The 12,088-nt window shown below is 38.4% G+C and carries 10 protein-coding genes and 1 riboswitch; of the genes, 7 read left to right on the forward strand and 3 right to left on the reverse strand.

Translation table 11 applies throughout. The annotated features are described in order from the left end of the window. Window positions 1-113 precede the first annotated feature (113 nt). From atpD to NBX03_RS02270, 4 genes are all read left to right on the forward strand, one after another. Window positions 114-1,499 (forward strand): F0F1 ATP synthase subunit beta, encoded by a 1,386-nt coding sequence (gene atpD, locus NBX03_RS02255; RefSeq protein ID WP_250230205.1) that lies wholly within the window; start codon window positions 114-116, stop codon window positions 1,497-1,499. Window positions 1,500-1,507: 8 nt separating this feature from the next. After that, window positions 1,508-1,942 (forward strand): ATP synthase F1 subunit epsilon, encoded by a 435-nt coding sequence (gene atpC / locus NBX03_RS02260; protein WP_250229162.1) that lies wholly within the window; start codon window positions 1,508-1,510, stop codon window positions 1,940-1,942. Between the two features lie 94 nt (window positions 1,943-2,036). Continuing rightward, on the forward strand, window positions 2,037-2,282 hold the full coding sequence (locus NBX03_RS02265; protein WP_250229163.1) for an AtpZ/AtpI family protein: 246 nt from the start codon (window positions 2,037-2,039) through the stop codon (window positions 2,280-2,282). Between the two features lie 5 nt (window positions 2,283-2,287). Beyond that, on the forward strand, window positions 2,288-2,719 hold the full coding sequence (locus tag NBX03_RS02270) for an ATP synthase subunit I (RefSeq protein WP_250229164.1): 432 nt from the start codon (window positions 2,288-2,290) through the stop codon (window positions 2,717-2,719). Window positions 2,720-2,975: 256 nt separating this feature from the next. On the opposite strand, the gene NBX03_RS02275 is transcribed toward NBX03_RS02270, so the two are convergent. Then, window positions 2,976-3,776 (reverse strand): transglutaminase-like domain-containing protein, encoded by an 801-nt coding sequence (locus NBX03_RS02275; RefSeq protein WP_250229165.1) that lies wholly within the window; start codon window positions 3,774-3,776, stop codon window positions 2,976-2,978. A gap of 215 nt (window positions 3,777-3,991) precedes the next feature. Further along, window positions 3,992-4,073, reverse strand: a riboswitch (cyclic di-GMP riboswitch). A gap of 491 nt (window positions 4,074-4,564) precedes the next feature. Next, window positions 4,565-5,404: a class B sortase gene (gene srtB, locus NBX03_RS02280; protein WP_250229166.1), complete on the reverse strand. Its 840-nt coding sequence runs from the start codon at window positions 5,402-5,404 to the stop codon at window positions 4,565-4,567. Between the two features lie 199 nt (window positions 5,405-5,603). On the opposite strand from srtB, the gene ligA reads away from it, so the two are divergent. From ligA to NBX03_RS02295, 3 genes are all read left to right on the forward strand, one after another. Next, a complete protein-coding gene (gene ligA / locus NBX03_RS02285; RefSeq protein ID WP_250229167.1) occupies window positions 5,604-7,544 on the forward strand; it encodes an NAD-dependent DNA ligase LigA in 1,941 nt (646 codons plus the stop codon). Between the two features lie 650 nt (window positions 7,545-8,194). Continuing rightward, window positions 8,195-8,461 (forward strand): metal-sensing transcriptional repressor, encoded by a 267-nt coding sequence (locus tag NBX03_RS02290; RefSeq protein ID WP_250229168.1) that lies wholly within the window; start codon window positions 8,195-8,197, stop codon window positions 8,459-8,461. A gap of 128 nt (window positions 8,462-8,589) precedes the next feature. Continuing rightward, entirely contained in the window at window positions 8,590-11,232 is a 2,643-nt protein-coding gene (locus tag NBX03_RS02295; protein WP_250229169.1) for a heavy metal translocating P-type ATPase, read from the forward strand. 594 nt (window positions 11,233-11,826) lie between these two features. Here the strand turns inward: NBX03_RS02295 and NBX03_RS02300 are convergent. Continuing rightward, the gene (locus NBX03_RS02300) at window positions 11,827-12,015 is read right to left on the reverse strand and encodes an antibiotic biosynthesis monooxygenase family protein (protein ID WP_250229170.1); all 189 of its coding nucleotides are present in this window, start codon (window positions 12,013-12,015) and stop codon (window positions 11,827-11,829) included. Window positions 12,016-12,088: the final 73 nt, after the last annotated feature.

Raw genomic sequence — 12,088 nt, forward strand, 5'->3', positions numbered from 1 at the left:
CCATTCACAATATACGCAATATACGGTTTTTATTACGGTAATTAAATTATTTTACGGTAAGCCAGTAAGGGAAGGCAAATATGGTTTGAAAGGAAGAACCTGATTTGGAAAAAATGAAAACGGGAAAAATATCTCAGGTAATGGGTGCGGTAATAGACGTTATATTCCCTCCCAGTGTGGAAATGCCTGATTTGAAAAATGCCTTAAGGGTAGAAAATGAAAGAGGCCTTATCGTAGAAGTAGCTCAGCAGCTTGGGGATAATGTTGTAAGATGCATCGCCATGGACAGCACCGACGGTCTTACAAGAGGCATGAAGGTAATCGATACAGGCATGCCTATAAAAGTACCTGTAGGCCAGAGAACTTTAGGCCGCATGTTTAATGTTTTGGGTGAGCCTATAGACGGAAAGCCTGTGGAAGAAGGCGAAGTATGGTCCATTCACCGTGCGGCTCCAAGCTTTTCAGACCAAGCTCAATCGGCAGAAATCCTTGTTACGGGAATAAAGGCCATAGACCTTCTCTGCCCTTATATAAAGGGCGGTAAAATAGGTCTTTTCGGCGGCGCCGGCGTAGGCAAAACCGTACTGATTATGGAGCTTATCAGAAATATAGCAATTGAACACGGCGGATACTCCGTATTTACGGGGGTAGGAGAACGTACAAGGGAAGGAAACGACCTTTATTACGAAATGATAGATTCTGGAGTTATTGAAAAAACAGCCCTTGTTTTCGGACAGATGAACGAGCCGCCGGGAGCCAGGATGAGGGTAGCCCTTTCTGGCCTTACCATGGCGGAATACTTTAGAGACATTAAAAATCAGGACGTTTTGCTTTTCATTGACAATATATTCAGATTCGTTCAGGCAGGCTCCGAAGTTTCGGCACTTTTAGGCCGTATGCCATCTGCCGTTGGTTATCAGCCCACCCTTGCAAACGAAATGGGAGCCTTGCAGGAGCGGATAACCTCCACGAAAAACGGTTCCATCACATCGGTTCAGGCAGTATACGTTCCGGCAGACGACCTTACGGACCCGGCCCCAGCGACGACATTTGCTCATCTTGATGCTACAACGGTTTTATCAAGAAGCATCGTTGAACAGGGCATCTATCCTGCCATAGACCCTCTTGAATCCTCTTCAAGGGTATTAAACCCATCCATCGTAGGAAAGGTTCACCATGAAATAGCAGGGGGCGTGCAAAGCATGCTTCAAAGATATAAAGAGCTTCAGGACATTATCGCTATTTTAGGTATAGACGAGCTTTCTGAAAACGACAAGCTGATTGTAGGACGAGCAAGAAAAATACAGCGCTTTTTATCCCAGCCCTTCTTTGTAGCTGAAGAATTTACCGGCCAGACGGGTAAATATGTGCCCCTTGCGGAAACTTTAAGAGGCTTTAGAGAGATTATGGAAGGAAAACATGATGATGTTCCCGAATCCCATTTCTACAATGCAGGCTCTATAGAAGATGTTATAGCCCGTGCCGAGAGTGCTAAGTAGGTGATGAATTGGAGAAAAAATTTATAAAGCTTAAAGTCATTACGCCAAATAAAATATTGTACGAAAAAAATGTTAAATCCGTTATTTTAAGATGTGTAGGCGGCGACAAGGGCATTTTATATGGCCATGAGCCATGTATTGCTATTTTAGATTACGGCGCTCTCCAAGTATATGTAACGGATAAAGAGCTTGATGTGCTTGTGGTATTCGGCGGAATCGCTTCCATCAAGGATAATACGGTTACAGTTATTTCCGAAATGGCCGCTTTACCTGATGATATTTATAAAATCAGAGCCGAAGAAGATGTTGAAAAGGCCTTGGCAAGAATAAGTGAAAGCAAGCTGGATATAGACGTACGAAAGGCGGAAATCGCCCTGCGCCGTTCTCTCGTCAGCAGGGACGGCAGTGCATATCCGCTTATAAAAAGCGGGGAGAATGAATAAAAGTAATATATTAAAATAAAGGTAATATATTAATATTAAATAGGAAAGTCGTCTTTTATTTATAATTAAAAAATCTATATATTATGGAGCCAATATGGATAAAAAGAAAAGCCCAGAGGAAAATAAAAACAAACGTGGGAAAATGAACAGCGTTATAAGAGCATTTAGCCTGCTCACAAGCCTTGGCCTGTCTATGACTGTATGCGTTTTAATAGGTGTATTTTTAGGACGGTATCTGGATCAAATATTTAACACTTCCCCTGCATTGCTTTTGATATTTTCATTGCTGGGAGCTTTCTCAGCCATAAAGCTTCTCTATGATACAGTAATAAAGGAATGATTTATATGGCTTTATTGAAAGACTTATCTGAAACCTCCAAAATAATGCTTAAATGGCTTTTAATATTTATTTTTGCAGCATGGCTTTTAGGTTCAGGCGTTTTAATCATTATACAAAAGGCAGATATCATTTTACAGTATATATTAGGTGTTTTATTGGGAGGGGTGTTTTCAGCCCTAAAGCTTGTGCTTATGGAAAGGTCCTTATCGAAAAGCGCCGATATGCAGTCCGTAAGGTCTTCGGGTTATGCCGCCGCTCATTATGTGCTTAGATACCTTTTAACTGTAGGTGTGCTTGTTCTTGCGATGATTATGAGAAATACATTTAATTTCTTCGGCGTTATCATAGGCATATTATTGTTGCAGTTTTCAGCCTATTTAGCAACATATGAAATCAAGAAAAAAGACAGACAGAAACAGGCGGAAAAGATGCTGTAAAATAACGTAAGTTTGACGGAATTAAAATTTCGTGAACTTTAATACTATGCGTACAAATTTACAGGAAAGCACTATAAATTTATATACACAATGTGAAAAATTCTTTGGATTTTCCTTGCTATGCAAGGGGTTCGATTCCGTTGAATTCACATTAAATTAAGACAAAAGCAAGTGGCAATGCCGCTATTTCATATGAACTCAACATAAGCATAATAAAAAGCCCCCTCTGTGGGGGCTTTTGCTATGAGAGCGGTAATTAATACTGCTTCACAACACTAAAAATATCGTCTGGTTTTTGCATTGTAAAACTTGCTTTTGCAGCCTTAGCCTGCGCATCGTATGTAGTATCTATTTTGTACCATTTGCCGTCTAAAAGAACCTCGTTCCATGCGTGATATTCAGGTATGGCCTTTGTATAGCCCATTTGAAGCCTTGTAGGAATATTGTGATGCCGGAGTATTGCGGCAAATAAGGAAGAATAGTCGTAGCAGATTCCTTTTTTATTTTTATATATAGTATCTATTACCGGAAGGTAATTCGCAGTATTTGAGATATTTTTGGCTTTCTCGTAATCGTATGAAATATTATCTAAAATGTGATTATAAAAGACCTTAAGCTTATCTTCTTTTTTTGCATCTGCCGAAGTAAGCGTATTCATAGCTTTTATTGATGCCATATCTTTGTTAAAATCTATAAGCTGTATGGCATTGGTGTATAAATTTTCATCTGTAATATTATTTACTGTGATTTCCTCATTTAAAAGAATTCTATATTTTGTTCCCACGGTGTTTTCGAGAACCTGAATCGTATATTTTCCATTGCCCATTTGAAGGGGAAAGACGTTTTTATTGGTAGTAGAGAGGAAATAAGTGTAGAACTGCTTGTCCTTGGTTATTTTAACTGCTATTGTCTTTTCGCCGGGAATTCCTTCTATGGCAATCATTCCGTTTTCCGCGTTACTTTTATTTATAGTAAAATCTGCCGCGAGAGCAGAGACCGTATTTATGGAAAATATTATAAAAGCTGTAAAAATCAATGTGCTTATTTTCTTTAACATAAATGGTCCTCCTTTCTGAATTGACAAGTAAAGAGCCTATAGCTTGCCAGTTTTTTAGTAAGAGGCTTTCCATGATTAATTAAGAAATCTGTATTTATAAAACAGCAAAAAAACGCCTCTTTTACAATGTAGCTTAACCATAGCGGCAGCCTTAGGCTGTAGACAGCAGGCAGAAGCCCGCAATCAACAGCATGAAAAAGAGACGAAATATGCCCTTCGGAAAGCCGGCTGCCATAGTAAAACCGTAGGCCCGTGCCTTTGCGTCCTTCCTTTTCAAGAAGTTTGCCGTTTCGGTTAGCGTTTTAGATATTATTTTGTAATACCCTATATAATACATATCGGTAAATACTGAAGTAAATCTTAGCGATTTCGACAATTTAATCCATTTATTTTATTGAGATAAAGAATAGACTATAGTCAATTTTAAATTAGACAGTAATAAAAATCGTATATTTTGAATGGCTTAAACATAGGGATTCTATATGTTTAAGCCGTTTATGAAAAATAGATTTTTATTGCTTCCTTCTGTGAAAATTACTGTATTTATTATTTTAATCCGGCAAAGTAAACACCCTTATAAGGATTGAATCAATTTAAGCACAGGGCTAAATTTATGAATATAATCCTTAACGACTGTACTTACTTCAATATCCGGGTATAAGGTATGGTTTATAGAGCTTTTAGGCTGAGAGCTTAAATTATTATCGTATGAATTTAATATGGAAATTCATATAGCGAAGCCGGAATTTCTAAGGTTTGTTCCGTAGCCTGAGCCGATATAAGGCCTGCTATGGCATAACCTTATTCTTTAATTCTCTTTTTATCTCCTCATAAGGCACGCCGTTTACCTCTATGAGCTTTGCGTTAAGAACATAGCGGGTAGTGTCTGTAATGTTAGTACAGGTTGAGAGGGTAAGGATTCTGTCATCGGCATCGACAGTAACGCCTGTATCATAATAGGATTTTTCTTTCATTTGGCCTACAAGCTCAAGAAAGGCTTCATCTGTAGGAAAATTTACGTCGAGATAATAGAAGCTATCTTCCGTCATATAAAAGGCGAATACTTCCCATTTGCCGATATCGTAAATAGTGTCAAAATAAACGTATTTATGGTCTTCATAATAATTTTTGTCGGCGTAATACCTTAAGGAATGGAACATAATATCCTGCTTCATGTTATGACCATATATGATGGAGTTTTTATCTTCATTTTTAACGTCATTTTCATAGTCAAGGAATAAAGAACCGGCTACGTTGGGGCTTTTATCTATTCCTCTGTCAAGGTAAAATTCATTGTCGTCTGATTGAAGCACCGGATAATCGATAGAGGTATTATCTATCCTAAGATAGCCCATAATATCATCATTATTATATTGCTGCCTTAAAAGCTCAAATTCCTTGGAAATTATTTTTTCTGTAGGCATAGGCTCGGGCGGAGGCAGTTCTTCCGACGGAACAGGGGAAGGAGAAGGTGCAGGCGGTTCATAAATTTCTCGTGCTTCTTTGAGTATGTTTTCCTGGCGGTATGTTATATAGGCGCTATATCCCCATTGTATCCCGAAGAATAGAATTATTGCGATACAAAGAGAAAGTACAATGCGCTTTATGATGTTAAGAAGTTTTTTCATAGCAACACTCCATTAATTAAGGCTGTGTTAAGTTTGCCTTATCTAATAATATTATCGACATAATAATCATTATTATTTACCCCTGGATATGTATAATTAAAAAGTATAGCATAACCATAGTATAGATAGGGATATAGAATAATTATAACCGATATGATAGAATATGTGTTATATAAAATTAAAATGGGCGGAGAAATATATGGATAGAATGAAAGAGCTTGTGGAGCTTCTGAACAGGGCAGCAGAGGAATATTATCAAAAAGATAATGAAATCATGACCAACAGAGAGTATGACGATCTTTACGATGAGCTTTTAGAACTTGAAAAAAAGGAAGGCATCATTCTCCCCGATAGCCCTACAAAGGCTGTGGGATATGCGGTTTTAAGCGCTTTAAGTAAAGTAAGGCATGAAAGAAGAATGCTTTCTCTCGATAAAACAAAGGAAATGGCAAAGCTTAAGGATTTTATCGGTGAAAACGAAGGGGTTTTGTCATGGAAGCTTGACGGTCTTACCATAGTTTTAAAATATAACGGAGGAAGGCTTATTCAGGCCATTACAAGGGGAAACGGAGAAATTGGAGAAGACGTTACCCATAACGCCATGCATTTTAAAAATGTTCCCCAAAGGATTGCATTTAACGGCTCTTTAACCGTAAGAGGAGAGGCGACTATTTCTTATTCTGATTTTAAAAGGATTAATGAAAAGCTTCCCGAAGAAGAAAAATATAAAAACCCCAGAAATTTATGCAGCGGTACCGTAAGGCAGCTGGACAGTAAAATTTCCGCAGGAAGACCGGTTAATTTCTATGCCTTTACCATTTCAGGCGGTGAAGAATTCTACAAAGACTCCAAGGCAAAAGCCCTCGATTGGGTTGAAAGCTTAGGCTTTAAGCATGTAGGATATAAAATTGTAAATAAAGACAATATAGAAGAAATGATTCAGTGGTTTAAAAAAGAGATTGAAGGCTTTGATATTCCTTCTGACGGCCTTGTTCTAACCTATGACAGTATAAGCTATAGTATATCTTTAGGAGAAACCTCTAAATTTCCAAGGGATTCCCTTGCTTTTAAATGGGAGGACGAAATAAAGGAAACAATCCTTAGAGAAATTGTATGGAATACTTCAAGAACGGGGCTGATTAATCCCGTTGCTGTATTTGAGCCGGTGGACCTTGAAGGAACAACCGTAAACAGAGCAAGCCTTCATAATTTAAGTATCGCCGAAGCCCTGATGCTCGGTGTAGGCGATACCATAAAAGTATATAAGGCAAATATGATTATTCCGCAGGTCGCGGATAATATAACCAGAAGCAATACTTTTATTGTTCCCGATAAATGCTTTGTATGCGGCGCCAATACGGAAATAGAAGAATCCGGCGGTATAAAATTTTTATACTGCTCAAATCCCAACTGCGGCGCACAGAAAATTAAAAGCCTTACCCATTTTACATCGAGAGACGCAATGAATATAGAAGGCCTTTCAGAATCTACTATAGAAAAATTTGTAGTAGAAGGCTATTTAAGTAATTATATGGATATATACGGCCTTAAAGCCTATGGAGATAAAATAAAAGCCATGAAAGGCTTTGGCGAAAAGTCCTGCAATAAGCTTTTGGAAGCTGTTGAAAAAAGCAAAAACTGCAATCTTGAAAATTTCATCTACGCCCTTGGTATACGCCATATAGGCCTTGCCAATGCAAAGCTTTTATCAAGGCATTTTAAAGGCGATATTGAAAGGATAATCAATGCTTCGGAAGAAGAAATCCTCGAAATAGACGGTTTTGGCGGTATTATGGCAAGGTCTGTTATAGATTATTTTGCCCTTCCGGAAAACATAATGCTATTAAGGCAGGCCCTTCAAATTCTTCATATAGAAAAGCCTGAAGGAAATACGGATTCTTCCCTTAATGATATGACTTTCGTAATTACAGGCGAGGTATATTCCTTTAAAAACAGGAAGGAGCTTCAAAGCTATATTGAGAAAAAAGGCGGAAAGGTCAGCTCCTCCGTAACAGGAAAAACTTCTTATCTTATAAATAATGACAATACGTCGCCTTCTTCAAAAAACAAAAAAGCAAAAGAACTGAATATCCCAATCATTACCGAAGAGGAATTTATAGGTATGTTTAGAGATGAATAATAAAAAGAGCCGGAATCCGGCTCTTTTTTAATGAGGTTATAGTAAATTTGAAGTTAAACAGCAACAAAACCGTGTATTTCTTGAATTCATATGAAATAGCAGCACTGTCAATTTGCTTTTCTTTTATTTTATGTTCCCTAGAGCCAAATACTTACGGCGGTGTAAAAGCAAATTGACTGTACGAGGATTCAAAAATGTATTTTAGAAGAAATATGATAAATCGCCTTTGTGAAACTGCCTTTATTTGATTTTATATGTTGAAAGGCTTATATCTATTACGGTATAAAAGCAATTTCACTATGTTTCCAAAAGAAAACAGTGTTTTTATACTACACGAACTTGGAAAAGGATGCAGGCGCAAGCCTGCAAATCTTTTTTAGTGAGGGTTTTCTTATCGTTATCAAACTTGTTTTTGCTTGGTAACAATAAATCCGCAGCGAATCGTTTTTTGTTACTTCTTTATAGGAAATTGACTCTGTGAATATTTGGCCTGAAAAGGCTTAAAATATGGTAAAAGTAAATTGGCAGATTATTGTCTTATGAGAATCCGGCATAATAAAATGAATAAATCTATTGACATTTTTCATAAGAAAGTGTATTCTATAGATAGACCCCACGGGGGTGGGGTGGTAATTAAGGGGGGAGTAATTATGAATACAGAGCAAAAGAAAGCATTGCAGGCGCTTAAAACCTGCAGCGGTCAAATAGACGGCATCATAAAAATGATAGAAGACGGAAGATACTGTATCGATATTTCCAATCAGATTCTTGCCGCCGAGGCCAATATTAAAAGAGCCAATAAGCTTATCCTTGCCCAGCATATATCCCATTGTGTAAGCGATGCCATGGAAGATGAGGAAAATAAAGAAGTCAAGCTTAATGAAATAAAGGATATTATATCAAAGCTTTTAAAATAAAGCTTTATAGTAAATAAACTTGAAAGAGGAAGTTTATTACCCTAGATTTGAGGAAAACTTATTAAACTTAAAAACAAAGGCCGGTTTTCAGTTTAATAAGTATAGCCCTATGAAGGAGAGTGTAATTCATGGAAAGGCAAGAAAATATAAAAATCACGGGCATGAGCTGTGCCGTCTGCGCCGGAAAAATAGAAAAGAAACTTAACCAAATGGACGGCGTAAAAAGTGCAGGGGTAAATCTTGCAACAGAAGAAGCCTTTATTGTATACGATGGAGAAAAGGCCAAAAGAGGCGATTTTACCGAAGCCATCAAGAAGCTTGGCTACGGCGTAATAGAAGCCATGACTGAAAAAAAAGAAAATATCAAAATTACAGGCATGAGCTGTGCTGTATGTGCCGGGAAAATAGAAAAGAAACTTAGTCAGATGGACGGCGTAAAAAGTGCAGGGGTAAATCTTGCAACGGAAGAAGCCTTTATCGTGTATGACGGAGAGAAGGTCAAAAGAAGCGATTTCACCGAAGCTATCAAAAAGCTTGGCTACGGTGTAATAGAAACTTCCAACGAAAGAAGAGATAATCTTAAAATCACAGGCATGAGCTGTGCCGTCTGCGCCGGTAAAATAGAAAAGAAGCTTAGCAAAATGGAAGGCGTAACAAGCGCCGGCGTAAATCTTGCTACAGAAGAAGCCTTTATCATATACGACGGAGCAAAGCTTAGCAAAAGCGAAATCGTAAAAGCCATAGAAGGTTTAGGCTACGGCGTAATTGAAACCACCGAGGAGAAGGCCGAAACGACGGAAGAGCTTTTTGAAAAAGAAAAGGAAAAAGAAGCAAAATCTTTGAAAAGAGATTTAATTATATCCATAGCATTAAGTGCCCCTATGCTTTTAGGCATGATTTTAGGCTTTGCGGGCATTCATAATAGTTTCACAAATGTTCTTCATAATGAATATTTCCAATTTATTCTTGCAACTCCCGTACAGTTTTATATCGGCAGGCGCTTTTATAAAAATGCCTTTAATGCCGTAAAAAACGGCGGAAGCAATATGGACGTTTTAGTTGCGTTGGGAACTACGGCCGCCTATGCCTTAAGTATCTATAACGGTTTTATAGCCCCTACGGATATGGTCCATATGGGCATGAAGGAAATTTATTTTGAATCCAGTGCCGTTATCATTACGCTGATTCTTCTTGGAAAGTATCTTGAAAGCTCTGCAAAGGGCAGAACCACAGAAGCCATTAAAAAACTTATGGGCTTACAGGCAAAGGCCGCAAGAATCCTTAGAGACGGCGCCGAAGTTGAAATTCCCATAGGCGATGTTGCCATAGGGGATATCATCATCGTAAAACCCGGTGAAAAAATCCCTGTAGACGGCATTATTGTTTCGGGAAGCTCAAGCGTAGACCAGTCCATGCTTACGGGAGAAAGTATCCCTGTCGAAAAGAAGGAAGGGGATTTTGTAATCGGCGCCACCATAAATAAATTAGGCTCTTTTCATATGAGAGCCGAAAAGGTAGGCAAGGATACAGCCCTTTCTCAAATCGTAAAAATGGTTGAGCAGGCACAGGGAAATAAAGCCCCTATACAGAAAATTGCCGACAGAGTATCCGGCATCTTCGTACCTGCCATTATCGTTATCGCCATTATCACATTTATAGGCTGGGCCTTATATTCAGGTGATTACCAGCAGGCAATTATAAATGCGGTAGCAGTTCTTGTTATCGCATGCCCCTGCTCTTTAGGGCTTGCAACCCCTACAGCTATTATGGTAGGAACAGGCCTTGGCGCAGAAAAGGGAATTTTAATCAAAGGCGGAGAATACCTTGAATCCGCATGTAATGCGAACACTGTAGTATTTGACAAAACAGGTACCATCACCAAGGGCGAGCCGGTAGTAACAGACGTTATTACTCTCGGTGAAATGACGGAAGAGGAAGTATTGTCCTATGCAGCTTCTGCTGAAAAAAGCTCCGAGCATCCTCTTGGAGAAGCCATATATAAATATGTTGAAGAAAATAAAATACCTCTTTACGAAACAAAAGACTTTAAGGCCATTCCCGGAAAGGGTATTTATGCCTTAATCGAAGGAAAAGAAGTTTATATCGGCACAAGAAAGCTCATAGAAGATAAGCATTCCGAAAAAGCAGAAAGCGAAGCTTCAAGGCTTGAAAACGAAGGTAAAACTGCAATGTTTGTAGTCGTATCCAATAAGCTTCAAGGGATTATTGCCGTTGCCGACACCATAAAAGAAACCTCCGCAGAGGCGGTTAAGCTTCTGAAAGACGCAGGCATCGACGTATATATGATTACGGGCGATAACTTACGTACGGCAAAGGCCATTGCAAAACAAGCCGGTATTGATAAGGTTCTTGCGGAAGTGCTTCCTGAAAATAAAGCCGAGGAAATCGAAAGACTTAAAAAAGAAGGCAAAAAGGTAATCATGGTCGGCGACGGAATTAACGACGCCCCTGCCCTTGTAGCCGCCGATATCGGAATGGCTATGGGAACAGGTACGGATATTGCCATAGAAGCCGCAGACATTACCCTTTTAAGAGGCGATTTGAAGAGTGTTTATCAGGCTATAAATCTTTCAAGAAAATCCATGAGAAAAATCAAGCAGAATCTCTTCTGGGCATTTTTCTATAATGTTGTGGGCGTACCTTTTGCAGCCTTCGGTCTTCTTACACCGATTATAGCGGGGGCCGCCATGGCTATGAGTTCTGTAAGCGTTGTTACAAACTCCCTTACCCTTAAAAGAGCAAAAATATAGCCGAAAGAGTGGACTTTGTCCACTCTTTCAAGATTTTCCGCAGATAAGAATAGAGGATTGACGACAGGCCTTGAAATCCTTTATTCCCCTCGGAGCGGCAAAGCCGCCCCTGGGGATTTGAGTTTGCGAAGCCGAAAAAAGAAATTTTATATTAAAACAGTTTTAAGGCAGTATGCAAAACATATTTTATAAAGGGCTTAAATATATAGAATGCTTATATGAAGCCCTTCATAGTTAATAAACTTGACAAAATATTTGCCGGATATGAAGGAATGTTCACCCAGCTTCACTGTAAGTGTTTTCAGGTTCACTAAGTATAAAATACACGGTTTTTCTTACTGTACTTAAATTGTTTTACCATATACAATAAATGCCCCGATTAATTTCGGGGCTTTTTTATTAAGAATGTACCGTTTCCGAGGGAAATCCATATTTTTAAATTATAAAGAGTGGTCTTTCGCTCTTAATTTGCTTTTGTTTTACTATAGTAATTTTCAAATTAAACAGAAACAAAACAATTTCATTTTATTTGAATGAATTCTTTGGTAAAGGTTCTTTTCTTACTGTTTAAAATGAAATTGCCTATATCTATGCTTATGAGAAAAAGGTTGTATCCTTTTCCGCCTTGCATACACGCAGCGTATAGTGAGAATACCATTTTTTGATTCCCTTTTCCATGGCTTCGGCATGAGTGGGGTTATTGCGCCATTCTTTGATGGTTTCAAGAGATTTCCAATAAGATATGGTTATGGTGGCGCCCTCTTCATTAAAAATAGCTTTCAACCCCTAAAAAGCCTTCTTGTTTTTTTGCTAAACTCATAACTTTATTCCCCATAATATCAAATGCCGGGTCCGT

Origin of the sequence: Anaeropeptidivorans aminofermentans, assembly GCF_940670685.1 — a bacterium.
Classification (GTDB): domain Bacteria; phylum Bacillota; class Clostridia; order Lachnospirales; family UBA5962; genus Anaeropeptidivorans; species Anaeropeptidivorans aminofermentans.